This window comes from Frigoribacterium sp. CFBP 8759 (assembly GCF_014841655.1).
In the GTDB taxonomy this organism is placed as follows: domain Bacteria; phylum Actinomycetota; class Actinomycetes; order Actinomycetales; family Microbacteriaceae; genus Frigoribacterium.
The window spans coordinates 851828-870773 of the sequence record NZ_JACYUH010000001.1; the positions used below are offsets into that span (position 1 = coordinate 851828).

The 18946-nt window shown below is 72.9% G+C and carries 15 protein-coding genes; 5 read left to right on the top strand and 10 right to left on the bottom strand.

Annotated elements, in window-relative coordinates; genetic code table 11:
- Positions 1–6 precede the first annotated feature (6 nt).
- From IFT79_RS03945 to IFT79_RS03955, 3 genes are all read left to right on the top strand, one after another.
- Positions 7–663 carry a hypothetical protein gene (locus IFT79_RS03945; protein WP_192122956.1) on the top strand — a complete coding sequence of 219 codons (657 nt, stop codon included), beginning with the start codon at positions 7–9 and terminating at the stop codon, positions 661–663.
- Positions 664–777: 114 nt separating this feature from the next.
- Complete coding sequence (locus tag IFT79_RS03950) at positions 778–5493, top strand: PKD domain-containing protein (protein ID WP_192122957.1); 4716 nt, start codon at positions 778–780, stop codon at positions 5491–5493.
- A complete protein-coding gene (locus tag IFT79_RS03955; protein ID WP_342211757.1) occupies positions 5490–6554 on the top strand; it encodes a glycosyltransferase in 1065 nt (354 codons plus the stop codon). The genes IFT79_RS03950 and IFT79_RS03955 overlap by 4 nt, the downstream gene beginning before the upstream one ends.
- Positions 6555–6556: 2 nt before the next feature.
- Here the strand turns inward: IFT79_RS03955 and IFT79_RS03960 are convergent, their stop codons facing one another.
- Complete coding sequence (locus IFT79_RS03960; protein ID WP_342211758.1) at positions 6557–7558, bottom strand: glycosyltransferase family 2 protein; 1002 nt, start codon at positions 7556–7558, stop codon at positions 6557–6559.
- Between the two features lie 76 nt (positions 7559–7634).
- On the opposite strand from IFT79_RS03960, the gene IFT79_RS03965 reads away from it, so the two are divergent.
- Complete coding sequence (locus tag IFT79_RS03965; RefSeq protein WP_192122959.1) at positions 7635–8576, top strand: glycosyltransferase; 942 nt, start codon at positions 7635–7637, stop codon at positions 8574–8576.
- A gap of 44 nt (positions 8577–8620) precedes the next feature.
- Positions 8621–9853 carry an AAA family ATPase gene (locus IFT79_RS03970; protein WP_192122960.1) on the top strand — a complete coding sequence of 411 codons (1233 nt, stop codon included), beginning with the start codon at positions 8621–8623 and terminating at the stop codon, positions 9851–9853.
- 56 nt (positions 9854–9909) lie between these two features.
- Here IFT79_RS03970 and IFT79_RS03975 read toward each other — a convergent pair whose 3' ends face one another.
- The 9 genes from IFT79_RS03975 to IFT79_RS04015 all read right to left on the bottom strand — a co-directional run bounded on the left by IFT79_RS03975 (position 9910) and on the right by IFT79_RS04015 (position 18935).
- Complete coding sequence (locus IFT79_RS03975) at positions 9910–10458, bottom strand: DUF4265 domain-containing protein (RefSeq protein ID WP_192122961.1); 549 nt, start codon at positions 10456–10458, stop codon at positions 9910–9912.
- A gap of 20 nt (positions 10459–10478) precedes the next feature.
- Positions 10479–11492, bottom strand: a complete 1014-nt coding sequence (locus IFT79_RS16825) for a glycosyltransferase family 4 protein (RefSeq protein ID WP_192122962.1) — start codon at positions 11490–11492, stop codon at positions 10479–10481.
- On the bottom strand, positions 11489–13015 hold the full coding sequence (locus IFT79_RS03985) for a polysaccharide biosynthesis protein (RefSeq protein ID WP_199859385.1): 1527 nt from the start codon (positions 13013–13015) through the stop codon (positions 11489–11491). The genes IFT79_RS16825 and IFT79_RS03985 overlap by 4 nt, the downstream gene beginning before the upstream one ends.
- Complete coding sequence (locus IFT79_RS03990) at positions 13012–14136, bottom strand: glycosyltransferase family 4 protein (protein WP_235452272.1); 1125 nt, start codon at positions 14134–14136, stop codon at positions 13012–13014. Before IFT79_RS03990 ends, IFT79_RS03985 begins: the two co-directional genes overlap by 4 nt.
- Entirely contained in the window at positions 14133–15638 is a 1506-nt protein-coding gene (locus IFT79_RS03995) for a polysaccharide biosynthesis tyrosine autokinase (protein WP_158612905.1), read from the bottom strand. Before IFT79_RS03995 ends, IFT79_RS03990 begins: the two co-directional genes overlap by 4 nt.
- A 96-nt stretch (positions 15639–15734) precedes the next feature.
- Positions 15735–16247, bottom strand: a complete 513-nt coding sequence (gene tsaE / locus IFT79_RS04000) for a tRNA (adenosine(37)-N6)-threonylcarbamoyltransferase complex ATPase subunit type 1 TsaE (RefSeq protein WP_159828764.1) — start codon at positions 16245–16247, stop codon at positions 15735–15737.
- A gap of 47 nt (positions 16248–16294) precedes the next feature.
- Positions 16295–17431, bottom strand: coding sequence for an alanine racemase (alr, locus tag IFT79_RS04005; protein ID WP_192122963.1), 1137 nt, complete (start codon positions 17429–17431; stop codon positions 16295–16297).
- Positions 17428–18519 (bottom strand): alanine racemase, encoded by a 1092-nt coding sequence (alr, locus tag IFT79_RS04010; RefSeq protein ID WP_192122964.1) that lies wholly within the window; start codon positions 18517–18519, stop codon positions 17428–17430. Before alr (IFT79_RS04010) ends, alr (IFT79_RS04005) begins: the two co-directional genes overlap by 4 nt.
- Positions 18516–18935: a holo-ACP synthase gene (locus tag IFT79_RS04015; protein ID WP_173153434.1), complete on the bottom strand. Its 420-nt coding sequence runs from the start codon at positions 18933–18935 to the stop codon at positions 18516–18518. The genes alr (IFT79_RS04010) and IFT79_RS04015 overlap by 4 nt, the downstream gene beginning before the upstream one ends.
- Positions 18936–18946 lie beyond the last annotated feature (11 nt).

Genomic DNA, 18946 nt, shown 5'->3' on the forward strand with positions numbered 1-18946 from the left:
GCCACCATGTCGTCAGACGACCAGACGCCCGACCCCACACCGACGAGGTCCCGTCGGCGCCTGGTGATCGCGCTGGCCGCCGTCGCCGTGGCGCTCGCCCTCGTCGTCGCCTTCGTGGTCGTGCCCGCCGTCTCGGGCGGCGACGCCGACGAGCCCGGCGCCGCCGGACCGGGGTCGGGCTCGAGCTCGCCGACGACCGGCGGGTCGTCGGACGACGGGACGACGGCCCCAACCGACACCGTGCCTCCCGCCGCGGGGCCGGACACACCCGAGGCACCACCCGTGGGCCTCGACGAGTCGCCCGCCGTCGTGGACGGGGTGACGGTCCGGGTGAAAAGCCTCGACGCGGTCGACGGCGAGGCCGCGCTGCCCGGTGAGGTGACCGGCCCGGCCGTCCGTGCCGAACTCGAGGTGTACAACTCGTCGGCTGCTCCCGTGGACCTCTCGACCGTCGTGGTCAACCTGGCCTACGGTGCCGACCGCACACCCGCGAACACGTTCTCGACCGGGACTTCTTCGTTCCCGGCGAGCGTGGCCGCGGGCGCCACGGCCGACGGCGTCTACGTCTTCGCCGTGCCCGTCGACGGGCATTCCGACCTCCGCCTGACCTTCGACTACGCCGTCGACGTGCCGGTCGTCGTCTTCGAGGGATCGACCTCGTAATACCCCTGTACCCACAACGGGGGCCATTGTCCCCCCTTGGGGGGACCTTATAGTCGTCAAGCCATCGGTACCCGAATGCCGATGACGCCTACCCGACCCGAATGAGGCTCCCCCATGGGAAGAACCGTCTCGTCGCGCCTTCGTCTCCCCGCGATCGTCGCTGCGTCCGCCGTGCTGTTGTCCGTCCTGGTCGGAGTCCAGCCCGCTGCGGCCGACTCCGCCCCCCTCGACCCGACGTCGCCGTCGACGCCGGCGACCGTCACGGCCGACGCGCTCCCCGCACCCCAGATCGACGGGTCCGTCTTCACGCAGGTGATCGTGGGCAACACCGTCTACGCCGCGGGCAAGTTCACGAAGGCCCGCCCGGCGGGCTCGGCAGCGGGCGTCGACGAGGTCCCCCGCAGCTACCTGCTGGCGTACGACATCACCACGGGAGCGCTCTCGACGACGTTCGCGCCGGTGATCGACGGGCAGGTCAAGGCCCTCGCCGCGTCCCCCGACGGCAAACGTCTCTACATCGGCGGCGCCTTCACGAAGGTCAACGGCGTCAACAAGTACCGCCTCGCGGCCCTCGACCCGACCACCGGCGCCCTCGTCACCAGCTGGAACCCCGGCACGAACGCCACGGTGAACGCGATCGCCGCCGTGGGCCCCAACGTCTACATCGCCGGCGTCTTCTCGAGCATCGGCAAGGACACGCGTGCCAAGGCGGCCGCGGTCACCGCCTCGAACGGCACGAACCTCCCGTGGGCTCCGCAGATCGCCGGCGGTGACGTGCTCGGCCTCGTCGCCAGCCCCGACGGCTCGAAGATCGTCCTCGGCGGTTCGTTCAGCTCGGTGAACGGCTCGTCGCAGCCCGGGTACGGGCTCGCCATGGTCGACGCGACCTCGGCGGCCAACCTGCCCGTCCAGGCGAACGACGTCGTCCGCAACGGTGGTGGCCAGGCGGCCATCTACAGCTTGAGCGCCACGGCCAACGGCTTCTACGGGTCGGGCTACACGTTCGGCGGCGGCGGTCGACTCGAAGGCGCCTTCAAGGCGACCTGGAACGGCGACCTCCAGTGGGTCGAGGACTGCCACGGTGACACCTACTCGGTCGCGGCCAACAGCACCGCCGTCTACGTCGCCGGCCACCCGCACTACTGCGGCAACATCGGCGGACAGCCGCAGACCAACCCCTGGACCTTCCAGCGCGCCATGGCGTTCAGCGACTCGGCCACGCAGACCATCACCAACGATCCGATGGGTTACTACAACTTCGCCGGTACTCCCGCCCCCAGCATCCTGAACTGGTTCCCCGACTTCGCCACCGGCACCTACACCGGCCTGAGCCAGGGCCCGTGGAGCGTCGCCGCCAACGACAAGTACGTGGTCTACGGCGGGGAGTTCCCGTCCGTCAACGGCAAGGCGCAGAACGGCCTCGTGCGCTTCGCGGTGTCGAGCATCGCCCCGAACAAGACGGGCCCCGAGGCCTCCGGCGCCCTCTTCACCCCGAGCCTGGTCTCGCTGTCGTCCGGCACGGTCCGGGTCAGCTGGCAGTCCAACTGGGACAAGGACAACGCGAACCTGAGCTACGCCGTCTACCGCGACGGTGACCTCACCAACCCCGTGTACACGACGACCTCGGCCTCGACCTTCTGGAAGCGTCCCGCCCTCGGCTTCGTCGACAAGGACCTCGCGCCCGGCAGCACGCACAGCTACCGCATCCGGGCCACCGACCCGCTCGGCAACACCGTGCTGGGCGACGGCGTGGACGTCACCGTGACCGCCGACAAGGCCTCGCCCTACGTCAAGCAGGTCGCCGCCGACGGAGCCACCTCGCTCTGGCGCCTCGGCGAGAAGAGCGGCTCGACCGTCTACGACTGGGTCGGCTACGACGACCAGCAGGCCCAGGCCGGCGTGACGCGTGGCACCACCGGTCAGACCGCGTCCGACTCCGACGGCGCCAGCACCTTCTCCGGCACCGACACGGGCCTCTCGTCCACGACCTCGGCCATCGCCGGCCCGCAGACCTTCTCGGTCGAGGCCTGGTTCCGCACCACGTCGACCACCGGTGGCAAGATCGTCGGCTTCGGCAGCAACCGCACCGGCGCCTCGAACTCGTACGACCGGCACCTCTACATGGACCCCCGGGGCCGTGTGTCCTTCGGCGTCTACCCGGGTTCGTCCCGCATCATCACCAGCCCGACCGCCCTCAACGACGGTGCGTGGCACCAGGTCGTGGGCACTCTGAGCTCGGCCGGCCAGTCGTTCTTCGTGGACGGCAAGAAGGTCGCGACCGACGCCGGCACGACGGGTGGCCAGGACTACACGGGCTACTGGCGCATCGGCGGTGACAACAACTGGGACGGCGCCCCGTACTTCCAGGGCGACATCGACGACGTCTCCGTGTACCCGGCCGCCCTGAGCGCCAAGCAGGTCGACGGCCAGTGGGTCGCCTCGGGCCGCACGAGCAAGCTGCCCAAGGCCCCGGCCGATGCCTACGGCGCCCGGGTGTTCCAGGACGACCCCGAGGCGTACTTCCGCCTCGACGGGGACGCCTCCACCGTCTCGGCCGACTCGTCGCCCGTCGGCACCAACGGCGTCGTCAGCGGTGGCGTGGCCACCGGCGGCACGTCCGCCGTCGGCGGTTCCGGCCAGTCGGCCACGTTCAACGGCCAGGACGCCGGCGTCGCGACCACCACCTCGTACGACACCCCGAACAACTACACGCTCGAGACCTGGTTCAACACGACGACGACCTCGGGCGGCAAGCTGATCGGCTTCGGCAACCAGCAGACCGGCTACAGCGGCAACTACGACCGCCACGTGTACATGGAGCAGGACGGTCGCCTGCAATTCGGCAACTGGACCGGTCGGATGAACCTCGCGAGCAGCACGGCGAGCTACAACGACGGCCGTTGGCACCACGTGGTCGCCACGCAGGGCTCGGACGGCATGAAGCTCTACGTCGACGGCGCCCAGGTCGGGTCGAACCCGACCACGGCCTCGGACGGCTACCGCGGGTTCTGGCGCCTCGGCGGCGACAGCTCGTGGAACTCGGGTTCGGGCTACTGGGCCGGGAGCCTCGACGAGGCCGCGGTCTACGCCCGCCCCCTCGACGCCACCACGGTCGCGCAGCACTACGCGCTCGGTGCGAACAAGCCGAACGCCGCGCCCACGGCGGCCTTCACCTCGACGCCCACCGGTCTCGGCGTCGCGTTCGACGGCCGCACCTCGGTCGACCGCGACGGGACGATCGCCTCGTACGGCTGGGACTTCGGCGACGGGAGCGCCCCGGCCAGCGGCGCCACCCCCTCGCACACCTACGCCGCGGGGGGCACCTACACCGTCACCCTCACCGTGACGGACGACCAGGGAGCCGTCGGCACGTCGACCGCCACCGTCACCGTGACGGCGCCCCGGGTGAACGCGGCACCGACCGCCTCGTTCACCTCGGTGGTCGACCACCTGGCCGTCGCCGTGGACGCGAGCACCTCGACCGACTCCGACGGGACCGTCGCGTCGTACCGCTGGGACTTCGGTGACGGCACCGTGGCCGCGACGGGCCCGACCGCGAACCACACGTACGCCGCTGCCGGCACCTACACGGTGACGCTCGTCGTGACGGACTCCGAGGGTGCCACCGGCACCTCGACGGGGACGGTCACGGTCGCCCCGGCTCCCCCGGTGAACGTGGCCCCGACGGCCTCGTTCACGAGCGCCGCCACGGGATTGGCCGTCTCGACCGACGCCACCGCGTCGACCGACCCCGACGGCACCGTCGCGGCCTACGCCTGGACGTTCGGTGACGGAGGCACGGCCACGGGCAGGACGGCCGCGCACACCTACGCGGCGGCCGGCACCTACACGGTGACCCTCACCGTGACCGACGACAAGGGCGCCACGGGCACCTCGACCGGCAGCGTGACCGTCGCGCCGATCCCGAACGCTGCTCCGACGGCCTCGTTCACGACGTCGGCCAAGGCCCTCTCGGTCTCGACCGACGGACGCGCCTCGACCGACTCGGACGGCACCGTCACGGCGTACGCCTGGGACTTCGGCGACGGAGGCACGGCGACCGGCAGCACGGCGGCCCACGACTACGCCGTCGGCGGCACCTACACCGTGACCCTCACGGTGACCGACGACAAGGGAGCCACCGCCACCCGCACCTCCACGGTGACGGTCACCGCGCCTCCCGTGGTCACGGCCGCGGTCAAGGACGGCTTCGGACGCTCGGTGACGGGCGGCTGGGGCACGGCGGAGGTCGGCGGCACCTGGGCCCGCACGGGCAGCGCGTCGCAGTACGCGGTGACCGGTGGGGTCGGCACGCAGTTCCTCGGGGCAGCGGGCTACAACACCTCGATGGCACTCACCGGCGTCAGCACGACCGACGCCGACCTGCGCACCAGCGTGAGCCTCGACAAGGCGGCCACCGGCGGCGGCACCTTCGTCTACGTGACCGGCCGCAAGGTCGCGACCAACTCGGAGTACCGCGCGACCCTGCGCTACCGCTCCGACGGACGCGCCGTCGTCGCCCTGACCGCCTTCAAGGGGTCGGCCTCCGGCGTGAACCTGGTCGGCGAGACGCTCGTGCCCGGCACGATCGTCCCCGGTGCGAAGCTCAACGTCCGACTCGAGGTGAGCGGCTCGGGCACGACGACGATCCGCGCCAAGGTCTGGGCGGACGGCACCGCGGAGCCCACGGCCTGGACGGTGTCGACCACCGACACCTTCGCCGGCCTGCAGGCACCCGGCTGGGTCGCCCTCGGCGCCTACACCTCGGGAAGCACCACCAACGCCCCGCAGACGGTCTCGTTCGACGACCTGAGCGTCTTCAAGCCGTGACCGACGCCGCCCCGGAGCACGTGAGCAGGCTCGTCGTCCAGCAGTCGTTCCCGCGACCGCGACCGACGACGAACCCCTACCTCGTGATGCTCCGGGACGCCGTCGGCGCGGTGCCCGGGGTGGAGGTGCGCACCTTCGACTGGAAGGGCGCCCTCCTGGGCCGCTACGACGTCTTCCACGTGCACTGGCCCGAGATCCTCGTCTCGGGGCAGAGCCCGCTCAAGGCGCTCGTGCGTCAGGCGTTGACCGTCGCCCTGGTGACGAAGCTGCGACTGACGCGCACCCCGATCGTCCGCACCGAGCACAACCTCGAGCTGCCGAGCGGCATCTCCCGGCGCGAGCGCGTCCTGTTGCGCTGGATCGAACGACGCACCGCGCTCTGGGTGCGGCTGAACGACGAGACTCCCGAGCACGCCGACGCACTCGGCGCGCTCATCCCCCACGGCCACTACGTCGACTGGTTCGCCCGCTGGCCGTGGCCGTCGCGCGAGGCAGGCCGGGTGTCGTACTTCGGCTTCATCCGCCGCTACAAGGGAGTCGACGGCCTCGTCCGGGCCTTCCGAGGCGTCCGGGGCGACGACCGGAGGCTGCACGCCGCCGGCAAGCCCTCGACGCCCGAGCTCGCCCACGGGCTCGAGCAGCTCGCGGCCGACGATCCCCGGGTCAGCCTCGACCTGCGTTTCCTCGACGACGAAGACCTCATCGACGTGGTGCGCCGGGCCGAGCTGGTCGTGCTGCCCTACCGCGAAATGCACAACTCGGGCGGGGTGCTGACGGCGCTGTCGCTCGGCCGGCCCGTGCTCGTGCCCGCCAACGAGGTCAACGCCCGCCTGGCCGACGAGGTCGGCGCCGACTGGGTCCGGCAGTACGCCGACGAACTCGGTCCCGACGACGTCGAGCACGCGCTCGACGCGGCCTCGCGGCTCGACGACGACGCGCGCCCCGACCTGTCGGCCCGCGACTGGGACCGCGCGGGCGAGGCACACGTCGCGGCCTACCGTCGGGCGATCGCCGCGACCCGTGGTCGACGTGCCGTCGGCGGACGCCGGGCGCGCCCGTGAGCTCAGCCGTCGACGCGGCCGTACTCCCGGTACCCCGCGCCCCACGCGCCCGCCACCATGCCGGCGCCCCGGGCCATCGTCCGGATGCCGCGAGCGCGTTGCCCCAGCGACCGTCGACCGAGGGGGCGGGTCACCGTGCCGACCGCGTACCGGCCCAGCCCGCCGACGACGCGCACGCCGCCCTTGGCCGACAGCCGGAGGCGCATGGACAGTCGCGAGGCCCCTCGCGCGGACAGCATCACCGAGGTGAGGCTCCAACCGTTGCCGCTGCTGTAGGCACGCTGCACGACCCATCGCCGCGTGACGCGGTGGGCGGGGACGACGTCCGTGACGACCGCCTCGGCGCACCACAGGATCGTGCCGCCACCGGCGACCAGGCTGCGGGTGAACAGGGTGTCCTCGCCACCGAGCTGGCCGAGGGCCACGTCGAAGGCCAGGCCCTGGCGACGCACCTCGACGAGGTCGAGCAGCAGGTTGTTGGTGGCGGCGACGTCGACGGGCGTGCCGGTCGCGAGTCGGCGTCTCACGAAGAAGCGTCCCTCGACGATGAAGGGCTCGGGCTCGACCTCGTACTCGCTGCGCACGGGACCGACGACGGCCGCGGCACCCGTCTCGGCCTGCAGGGAGACCAGGGCGCCCAGCCACCCCTCGGACGGCCGCTCGTCGTCGTCGATGAAGACCAGCACGTCGCCGTCGCCGCTCTCGGCGAGCGCACGGTTGCGGGCCGAGGCGATGCCCGGCGTGGCCTCGACGACGTAGTCGACCGTCACGGGTCCGGCACCGTCGCCCGGGTCGGCCGCCGCGAGCGCCGCCTCCTCGACGCGTCCACGGCCCGACCCGCTCGCGTCGTTGTCGACGACGAGCACGCGCGCCTCGACGCCGAGTCCGCGGACGCTGCGGGCCTGCTCGACGAGCAGCGGCAGCACCGCGTCGAGATCGCGCGGCCGGCGGAAGGTCAGCACGGCGATGGTCAGGAGGCGCGGCGTGGTCGGGTCGATCGTCACGGCCCCCAGCATGTCAGGTCGGTGACGGGCGACGGGCCCTGCACCGCGCCTCCTGCGGGTGGACGGGGGACGAACCGTGGGTGAGTCGCTCGTCGGCCTCTCGGTGGTCGTCGTCAACTACGGTTCGACCGACCTGCTGCGCCAGAACCTCGCGCCCGTCTCGCGGGCGACGGAAGGCCTCGTCGTGGTCGTCGTCGACAACTGGTCGGGAGCGGCCGAGCGCGCCCGCGTGAGCGAGCTCGCCGCGGCCGAGGGCTGGCACCTCGTCGCGCCCGACGGCAACGAGGGCTTCGGCACCGGCGTCAACCTCGGCGTCGCCCGGGCCCGTGAGGCCGGGGCGCGTCACCACGTGCTGCTCAACCCGGACGCCGTCGCGGACGCGGGAGCCCTCACCGCCCTGCACCGCGCCTCCTCGTCCGACCCGCTGACGATGAGCGCGCCGACCGTGCTGCGCCCCGACGGCAGCGTCTGGTCGGCGGGCAGCGACCTGTACCTCGACGACGGCCGCATCCGCTCCCGGCGACGACGGCTGCCCGGCGCCCGCGTCGAGGAGTGGCTGAGCGGCGCCTGCCTCGTGCTGAGCGACGAGCTCTGGCAGCGCTGCGGCGGCTTCGACGACGACTACTTCCTGTACTGGGAGGACGTCGACCTGTCTCGTCGCGTCGTCGGTTCGGGAGGCGCGCTGCGGCTGCTCGACGACGTCACCGTCGTCCACGCCGAGGGCGGCACGCAGACCGACGGCGGGGCCGACCGGTCGGGGCAGGCGAAGTCGGCCGGGTACTACCGGTACAACATCCGCAACCGGCTGCTGTTCGCCGCGAAGCACCTCGGCGACGACGACCTCCGCCGGTGGCGCCGACTGACCCCCCGCATCGCGTGGGAGGTGCTGCTGCAGGGCGGGCGGCGCCAGTTCGTCGGGTCACCGGGCACGCTGCTCGTCGGACTGCGGGCCGTCCTCGAGGGGCGACGGATCGTGGCGACCGAGCTGCGTCGACGACGAGCCCGAGAGAGGCTTTGATAAATTTATCAACGGTCGACCCGGGCTCTGATAAATTTATCACCGTGCGAACTCCCCTCACCAACCCGTTCCAGGCGGGCTCCGACGTCGTCCCCGACGTCTGGGCCGGCCGAACCGAGCAGCTGAGCGACTGGCACCAGGTCCTGCGACCCCGCCGACGTGCGGGTCTGTACGAGACCGGACGGACGATCCTCGGCGAACCGGGCACCGGCAAGTCGAGCCTCGTCCGACGCATCGCCCGCGACGCCGCCGAGGCCGGCGACTGGGTCACGCCTCAGCTGCGCATGCCCACCGGGGCCGATCCGCTCAAGATCATCGCCTCCGCCGTCCTGCGTCTGGCCGACGGCGCCGGGCTCCGTGCCTCGACCCGTCGGGGCGTGCTCGACCTGCTCGCCAGGGTCGAGCAGGTGGCCGTGACCGGCTTCTCGGTGACGACGCGCGGCGCCGACGGCCCCGAGCCGTTCACGGCGCTCTTCGAACTCCTCGTCGAACTCGGGCAGGCGGCGATCGAGCAGGACGCCGTCGTCGTGATCCACGTCGACGAGGTGCAGAACATCGGCGACGAGGCCGCCCTCTCGCAGCTCCTCATCGCGCTCGGCGACACCCTCTCGCACGAGGTCGAGGTCGCCGTCCCCGGTGGAGGCACCGTGTCCCGGCACCTGCCCGTCGCCGTCTACCTGACCGGCCTCCCCGACTTCGAGGACATGGCGGGTGCCCGCAAGGGGGCGACCTTCGCCCGGCGGTTCCGGACCACCACGCTGGGCCCCCTCGACGAGGGCGACATCCTCGAAGCACTCCAGCCGTTCGTGATCGCCGGCTGGGAGACCCCGGGCGAACACGGCGTCGTCGAGACCGTCCGCATGGACCCCGCGGCGGCCAGGGCCATCGCGGCCCTCAGCTGCGGAGAGCCCTTCCTGTTCCAGCTCGCCGGGCAGCGGGCGTGGAACGTCGGGACGGCACCCGTCGTGTCCGAGGACGACGTCGTGGCGGGCTGGCGCGGAGCCGAGGGCGAAGCGTCGGCCCACGTCGAGCGCATCCTGAACCGCCTCCCCCCACGAGAGCACGAGTTCCTTCGGGCGATGGCGTCGCTGCCCCCGGCAGAGCGCACCCTGAACGCCATCGCCGAGGCGATGGGCCTGGCCTCGGGCGCCCAGCTCGGGCCCACCTCGCAACGGCTCGACACGGTGCGCGGGGTGGTGAGCCGGGGCAAGCCGTACGCGTTCCGCAACCGTGCCGTCGAGGCCTACCTGACGACGGACTGGCCCCGGACCGCCTGAGCCCGACGGCGCCCTGATGATCCACGCCTGCGACCGTCGGCCGCCCGCTGACTACCTCAGAGGGCCAGCCACGCGTCCGACACGTCGGCTTCCTCGTACTCCCAGCGCCCGGACGCCGCACCGTGCGCCAGCAGCCTCTTCGCGGCGGGGACGTCCGACTCCGGGCCGAGGTCGAAGGACAGCAACCGGAACTGCGGAAAGCCCTCGCCCGTCACGCCCAGGGGCGCGAACTCCGCGAGGATGCCCTCGAGCGAGTCGTCTCGGTCACTCGTGATGATGCGGACCGTCATGCGTCCCCTGCGCCAGACGACTCCGCTCACCCAGAGCACGCCGTCAGCATCCGACGAGACCGCGACCTCGTCGCCGTTCGACATCCCGAAGGCGAAGAACGGCGTGTTCTCGAGGCGGTAGTCACCGGAGATCAGCGGCAGCGCCCACAGCCCCTCGGACTCCGTGTCCGGCCACCCGTCCTCTTGGTCGAGCAGGACGCGGACCTTCACGTGCGTGGCACCCTCGACGGCCTCGCTCGCCTCGGTCCGGACGGTTCCGCCACCGACACCCGGCACCTTCGCGTCCCTGCGCTTGAACGGCCACAACCGGGCCATGCCCCTCGGCGCCCCCGAGCTCATGCCGAGGCGCCGACGAACTCCGCCAGCGACGCCGCGAGGTGCCGCGTCGTCAGCCGCTCCTCGACGAGGGTCCGTCCCGCCGCGCCGAACGCGCGTGCCTCGGCCTCGTCGCCGAGCAGCCGCAGCACGTGCCCGGCGAGGGCCGCCGAGTCCCCCACCGGCGCGAGCAGCCCGGTGCGTTCGTGCACCACGTAGTCCTCGATGCCCGGCGTGTCCGTCATCACGACGGGCCGACCCGTGGCCATCGCCTCGAGGCTGACCGTCATGCCGGACGCGTGCAGGTTGTCGCGCGTCGCCACGGCGACGAGCGAGGCACGGGCGTACAGCTCGGCCAGCTCGCGGTGCGAGACGTGCGGCACCACGGTGACGCCCTCGGGCGGGGCCGCGTCGCTCGTCGTCTGCACGACCAGCTCGACGTCCGGTCGCTCGGCGTGGACCTGCTCGAGCGTCGCGAACAGGGTCGCCGGGTCGCGGTCGCGGTCGCCTCCGATGCTCAGCACCATCGGTCGCGTGGGCCACGGGCGCGCCGCGAAGAAGTCCTCGTCGACCCCGAAGGTGAAGAACCCGACCGGCGGGCCGTCCTCGCCGACGAACCGTCGCAACGGCTCGACCTGCCCGCGGCTGATCACCCAGAGCCCGCTCATGCGTCGCAGCACGTCACGCATGCGCCCGACGTCCTGCCCGCGCTCGACCCGGTCCGTCACCCAGATCACGCCCGTGTACATGCGCTCGTGCGGCCGTGCCAGCAGCATCCGACGCGCGACGTTCTCGTCCCAGGTCACCCCGACGTCGTCGGACGGCACCCCGGACGAGGAGGCGCGGCGCGGCACCACCCGGTCGCGCAGCACCTGCAGGCGGCCGGGTTCCGGGACCGACGCGATGCGCGCCTCCGGGTCCGCGTCGCGCAGCGCCTCGAGGCCGTACGGCCAGAGGCCGGGGCGGAGGCCCGCCGCGTGGTCGGCCGCCCAACCGGGGACGTCGCGTTCGCTCGCGAACAGGACCTCGATCACCGCGCCTCCTCGGGTCCGTCGCCACGCCCGTCGCCGGGCCGTGCGTCGGAGGCCTGTTCGGCCGCCGCCCGCTCGACGATGGCCTGGTCGGTCGCCGTCTCGTCGCCACGCTGCTCGTCGACGTCGAGGCCCACGGTGCCGTCGTCGTCGGCATCGTCGCCGGCCGCTCCGCCCGCTGCCGCCTCGGCCCGACGGCGACCGAGGTCGCGCGACACGTACCAGAGGTTCGGCACGAGCTGGCAGAGCGCCACCGAGATCGCCGACCCCAGCACGGGTCCGGCGGCCCCGACCTGCCCGATGAACCACCACGACAGCCCCAGGTTGAGCGGCACCATCAGCACGATCGGCAGCACCTGGAAGACCAGCCCGGTCTTGTCGGTCATGTACATGCCGACCGGGTACTTCGCCGCCTGCAGGCCGACGAACACGACGAAGCCGACGAGCATCCAGCCGTCGAGCGTGATCGACCCGCCCGAGACGAAGCGCGCCAGGAACGGGCTCAGCACGGCGAGCGCCGTACCCAGCACGAGTCCCCCCAGCAGGAACCACAGCGTCGGCACGGTCGGCGACTCCACCCGCCCGGCCGAGCGGGCCGCGGCGTAGACCGGCCAGAGGGCGATGCCCGCGGCCGCGACGGTCTGCAGCACGATGCCGAAGAGCTGCGAGGCGAGGTTGTACTGCGCGAGTTCGTCCGGCCCGGCCAGGTGGCTGAGGAGCAGGCGGCCGGTCTGCATCGCGACCGGCAGGGCGATCATCTGCACGAGCATCGGCCAGGCCAGGCCCAGCGCGGGCACGCCGCGGTAGCTGCGGATGCGGGGCACGAGCTTGACGGCCGACCCGATCTGGGGCGACAGCGCGCGCGCCGCCACGATCAGGCAGATCACCGAGACGAGGCTGTTGGCCACGTACGAGATGACCGCGAGGTAGCTGCCGACCGGCACGCTGAACATGACGGCCGAACCGATGGCGAGCAGCATGAACGGTGCCACGACGGCCTGGCTGGCGACCTGCGTGCTGGTCTTCTTCAGCCCCACGAGGATGCGCTGCCCGACCGTGAGCGGGATCACGAGGCCGAACACCGCGAGGCAGAGTCCCGCCGCGAGCGAGCCGCCGTCGGGCAGCAACCCCTCGCCGAGCAGCACGGGCCACCAGCCCGCGAGGGTGATGAGCAGGGCGACCGCGACCATGATGCCGCCCGACACCAGCAGCACGCGGAAGGCGGTGACGATCGAGCGCTTGACGAAGTCGTCGGTGCGGACCGACGACGACCCGGCCACCGCGTTGATGACGATGGCCGCGATGCCGAGGTCGGCGAACGGCAACAGGGTCGGGAAGGTCGAGAGCAGCCCGTACTGCGCGTAGGCGTCGGTGCCGAAGTTCTGGATGATCATGCGGCTCGTGATGATGCCGAGTACGCCCGACAGGCCCATCACGATGACCTTCGTCGCCGCGGTCGAGCCCACGGCGGCCATCGCGCCGCCCCGACGGGGACGACCGGCCGAGCCCGTCGTCGACCGGCTCACGAGGCGCTCCTGAACAGTCGGTCGTCCGCGGAGAGGCGTCCGTCCCGGTCGGGCAGGTCGGCCAGCACGTCGTCGGCGGCGCGTCCGGCGTCGAGCGCCTCGACGATCGCGTCGGCCAGCACCTGTGGTGCGCGGGGGTCGGACGCGACCACGTGACCGTGGGCGTCGAGCCAGTCGGCGAGCCCCGTCTCGGTGGTCGTGACGACCGTGCAGCCGTGCGACAGACCCTCGACGATCGGCAACCCCACCTGTTCGCGCCAGGTCGGGCTGGGCTGCGACCAGAGCACGAGCACGCGCGCCTCCTCGAGCACGGAGTGGATGCGGGGACGGGGCGGGTCGACCTCGACGGCGACCGAGGGCTGCGCGACCGACAGGGCCCGCGCCTCCTGCTCGAGGGCGCCCTTGCCGAGCAGGGTCAGCGTCGCCTCGGGGCGGGCGGCGACGACGAGCGGCCAGGCCGCCGCCAGGACGCGCAGCCCCTTGCGCTCGACGAACGAGCCGACGAAGGCCACCGCGGGCGGGCGGACGCCGCCACCGCGGGCGTCCGCGTGCCGGGTCGGCAGGGCCGGCACGGTGGTCGTGGTGACGCGGGGCGAGGCGGCCCCCAGGAGGCGCGCGTACGTCTCGCGCGCGGCGTCCGTCCCGAAGACCACCCGGTCGAGACGGCGCCAGACCGCGCGTGCCAGCACGCGTTCGCCTCGTCGACGCAGTCGCGTCCGCAGGCGCGGAGCAGTGGCCGCGTCGAAGGGGTCGGCGTTGCCGATCAGGTAGCTGACGACGACCGTGCGGCGGCCGGTCAGCCGGCGTCGCACCGCGAGGGCGGCCAGCACCAGCGCCGTGGTCGGCAGGCTCGACGTCATGAGCGGCTCGTTCACCTCGAGCGTCTCGACCCGTGACCGCGCGATCAGCCAGGCCGAGGCGAGCGGACCGGCCTGCACGAGGTCGAGCCCCGCGGCGAGCGAGTCGTCGAAGTCGTAGCGGGTGACGCGGTAGACGATGCTGGCGGGCGCCAGCTCGTGCGCCCGCTCGAGGTGGGCCGTGCGCACGGACTCGTAGAGGCGGACCGCCGGGAGGCGCGGCGTGCGCCCCCGGGACGGGCGGGCCGGGCGGGTGGGGCTCACGACGTGGCGTCGCCCTGGCGGCCCGCGGTGCGGCGGGACCTGCCCGGGGCCGCCGCGTCGGTCGTGGCGGCCGTCGCGGCGGTCGTCGTGGCGGTCGCGTCGGCCGTCGTGGCGGAGCCGAAGGGATAGGTCTGCTCGTCGGACGACGTCGAGACGGGCACGAGCACCGACGGCGGCAGGTCGTGCGACGCCCGCTGACGGCCCGGGGCCACCCCGTCGAACACGACGCCGATGACGCGCACCTTGACGTTCGTCAGCGCGCGGACGGCCGACACGAGCCGCGGCCGGGTCGACCGGCCCGCCGTGGCGACGATGACGACGCCGTCGGTCAGGCGACCGATCTCGAGCGTGTCGGACGACGTGAGCACCGCGGGGGCGTCGACCACGACGACGTCGTAGCGCTCCCCGGCGGTCTCGAGCAGCAGGGCCATCGATCGCGAGCTCAGCAGCGGGCTCGGGTTCGGCGGCACGTCGCCGGCCGTGAGGATGTCGACGCCGTCGCGCCACGACGTCACGGCGGCGGCGAACTCGAGTCGGCCGACGACGACGTCGGTCAGGCCGACCTCGTCCGAGACGGCGGCGAGCTCGGCGAGACCGCTGCCGCGCAGGTCGGCGTCCACCACGAGCACCTCGAGGCCCCGCTCGGCGAAGGCCAGCGCGAGGTCGAGGGCGACCGCAGCCCGACCCTCGCGCTCGTCGGCCGCGACCGACGAGACGGCGATGGTCCGGGTGGCCCGGTCGACGTCCGCGAACTGCAGCTGGGCCCGGATGCGACGGAAGTCGTCCGCCGCCGCGCCCTGGGGTTCGTCGGAGAGAGCCAGCACACCACGGTTGCGGCGCGTGACGCTGCCGAGCAACGGCACGAGGTGCAGGTCCTCGACGTCGCGGGCGGTGCGGAGCCTGGTGTCGACCACCGATCGCAGCAGCGCCAGGGCGATGCCGAGGACGGTTCCGACGGCGAGACCGCTCAGGGCGATCAGTCGGCGGTTCGGGCTGATGGGCGACGTCGGGGGCGTGGCCTCGGCGATCGGCGCGACGCTCAGCGTCGAGTTGCCGGCGGTGTTCTCGGGCGACAGCGCCCGGGCCTGCCGGCTCAACGAGATGGTGACCGCGTTCGCGACGTCGGCCGCCCGTTGCGCGTCGCCGTCCACCACGGCGACGTCGATGATGACGGTGTTCAGAGGGTTCTCGGCGGTGATCTGACGTGCCAGCTGCGTCGGGGTCACGTCGAGGCCCATCTGCTGGATGACGGGTTCGAGCACGACCGACGACGTGGCGAGACGCGTGTAGCTCTGCACGAGGTTCTGCGTGTACGACGACCCCTGCAACAGCTCGTTGGGGTCGGAGCCCTCGGTCGCCGAGACGAACACGCTGCTCGTGGCCCGGAACGAGTCGGGCTGCGTCTGGGCGTACGCGTAACCCGCGCCTCCGCCGACGAGGGCGAGGACGACGACGAGGGGCCAACTCTTCAGGAGAGCGCGCCAGTAGTGCTGAGGATCCAACGGACACTCCCGGGTTGAGGTGGTGGAACCTGGCGAGCATACCCGGAGCAGAGAGGTCCTCACGACCCCCGGAGGGGGTGCCCGTGCCCGCGACGGTCAGTCGGCGAGCAGGGCCGTGTCGGCCCAGCGGGTGCCGTGCGGCGTGATCGTCACGCGTCTCGGCTCGTCCAGCACCTCGGGAGCGGGCGCCTCCTGCTCGTCGTCCGGCCCGTGCCCCGCCGACCCGTCGTCCGACGCGTCGACGACCGGCGCCTCGGCCGCCCCGGTCGGACGCTCGACGACGATGTCGAGCCACGACTCGGCGACGCCGTCCAGCAGCCCGGCTCCCCACTCGACCACGACGATCGAGCCCTCGAAGTCGAGGTCCAGGTCGTCGAGCTCGGCCTCGCCCGACAGCCGGTACGCGTCCACGTGCACCAGGGGCGTGCCCGACGCGGTCGGGTGCGTGCGCGCCAGGACGAACGTCGGGCTCGCCACCTGGCCGCGCACCTGGAGCCCCTCGCCGAGGCCGCGCGTGAAGGTCGTCTTGCCGGCGCCGAGCGGTCCGGTCAGCACCAGCAGGTCACCCGCCCGCAGCGACCCGGCCATCCGACGCCCCAGCGCCTCCATGGCCTCGGCGTCGGCGACGGTCAGCTCGACGGGGTCGCCCTGGACGGTCACGGCCGTCCGCCGACGTAGACGCGGGGCACCCGGGCTCCGACGCGGCAGGCGACCTCTTCGGGGATCGTGTCGGTGGCGTCGGCCCACTCGCCGATGGTCATCTCGCCCTGGTCGCCCGGCCCGAACAACACGACCTCGTCACCGACCGCCACGGGGTCGTCGCCCATGTCGACCAGGAACTGGTCCATCGCGACCCGGCCCACGATCGGGCGGGGCGCGCCGTTCACGATGACGTGCACGGTGCCCTGCGCCCGCCGGCTGACGCCGTCGGCGTACCCCAGGGGCACGAGCGCGAGCGTCGTGTCGGACGGAGCACGGAACGTGTAGTCGTACGAGACGCCGGTGCCCGCGGCGACGCGCTTGACCTTGACCACGGACGCGCTCAGCGTGAGCACCTGCCGCAGTCCCCGGTCGGCGGCGGTGACGCCCTCGGTCACGGGGATGCCCAGGCCGTTCGACCCCATGCGCACCATGTCGAAGCGTCGTTCGGGGTGTTCGAGTGCGGCCGAGCTCGACGACATGTGCCGCTTCTCGACGGTGGCCCCGAGCGCCTCGGCCTCGGCCACGGCCTGCTCGAACACGCGGGCCGCGGCCTGGTCGTCGGCCTCGCTCGTCTCGCTGACGTGCGAGAAGATGCCGCGCAGGCGGACCACCCCCTCGTCGCTCAACTCGACGGCACGGGCGACGAAGGCTGGCCAGTCCGAGGGCAGGCACCCCTCGCGGTGCAGGCCCGTGTCGATCGTCAGGTGGACGAGGGCGACACCGCCGCGGGCCCGCGCGACCGCCGCGACGGCGTCGAGCTGGTCGAAGGTCGACACCCCCAGGTCGACGCTCAGGTCGACGGCCGCCTCGAGGTCGTCGGACGGACTGAGCTGCCAGGCGAAGAACGAGGCGTCGCCCCCGATGCCCAGCCGTCGCATCTCGAGGGCCGGCGCGAGTTCGACCGTGCCGAACCAGCGGATGCCCGCCGCCACGGCCTCGGGCACGAGCACGGGGGCGCCGTGGGAGTAGGCGTCGGCCTTGACGATCGCCAGGATCTCGACCGGGTCGAGACGGGCGATCAACGACTCGAGGTTCGCCCGGTACGCGGCCAGGTCGACCGTGGCCCGTCGCAGGGACGTCGCGGCGCTCATGCGGTGTACCTCCGGGTGAGGCCGGCGGCCAGGCAGGCGACGACCTCGTAGGTGATGCCGCCCATCGCCTCGGCCCAGTCGGCGGCGGACTGCCGACCCAACGCCGGGTCGCCGAAGAGCACGACCTCGTCGCCGATCTCGACGGGGTCGTCGCCCACGTCGATCACGAGGGCGTTCATGGCGATGCGCCCCCGGACGCGGTAGGTGCGCCGACCGATCGTGACGGAGGCGCGCTCGCTCGCGGCCCGGTCGATGCCGTCCGCGTACCCGACCGGCACGATGGCGATCGACGTGTCGCGCTCGGGACGGAAGAGGTAGCCGTACGACACGCCCTCGCCCGCCGGGATGCGCTTGACGGTGGTCACCGGCGCCGTGACGGTCATGGCCGGGCGCAGGCCGAGCTCGGCGGACGTGCGGTCGGCGTACGGGCTCAGCCCGTAGCTCGCGAGGCCGAAGCGCACCATCGTGGCTCGTGTCCCCACGTAGTCGAGCGCCGCCGCCGAGGCGGCCACGTGCAGCAGGGGCGGCCGCACCCCCCGCTCGTCGAGCATCGCGGACGCCCGGGCGAAGCGGGCCGTCTGCAGGCCGTCGTCCTCGGACGACGCGTTCGACACGTGGGTCATGAGGCCCTCGACCGGCACGACGGCGTCATGGCCGGCCGCGCGGTCGAACAGCTCGGGCCACTCGGACTCGACGGCCCCGTTGCGGCTCAGACCCGTGTCGATCGCCAGGTGGACCGCGCGGACGCCGGCCGCCACGGCCGCCTCGAGCTGGTCGACGCTGGACACCGCGGGGGTGATGCCGAGCGCCGCGGCCTCGACGAAGTCCTCGTCGGGAGCGTGCAGCCACGCGAGCACCGGCGCCTCGACACCGGCTCGACGCAGGGCCACGGCCTCGGTCAGGTCGGCCACCCCGAGCCAGTCGACGCCGGCCGCGACGAAGGCCCGGGCGCACTCGACTGCACCATGGCCGTAGGCGTTGGCCTTGACCACGGCCATGACGGCCGACGGCGCGACCGCGGCCCGGAGGACCTCGACGTTGTGGCGCAGCGCGGCCGTGTCGACGGTGATGGTGACGTCGTGGGTCATCGGCCCGCCCCTTCGTGGTGTGCGTCGTGGTCGACGGGGGCCCGGCCGTCGCCCTCGGCGACGACGTACGCGACCGCCACCCCGCCGTCGTGGCTGAGCGACAGATGGAGGCGCGAGACGCCTCGCGAGTCGGCGAGCGACCGCGCTCCCCCGCTGAGCACGAGCGACGGGGCTCCCTGGTCGTCGGAGACGACCACGACGTCGTGCCAGCGCACCCCGGTGGAGCCGCCCAGGGACTTGATCAGCGCCTCCTTGGCGGCGAAGCGGGCCGCGAGCGACGGGCGCCCGCGGGGGCTGCCGTCCCGGAGGACGAGCTCGTCGGCTCGGAACAGACGCGTGGCGAGCGCCGGCGTGCGCTCGATCGAGCGGTCGAAGCGTCCGAGGTCGACGACGTCGACGCCGATGCCCACGATCACGTCCTCACCCG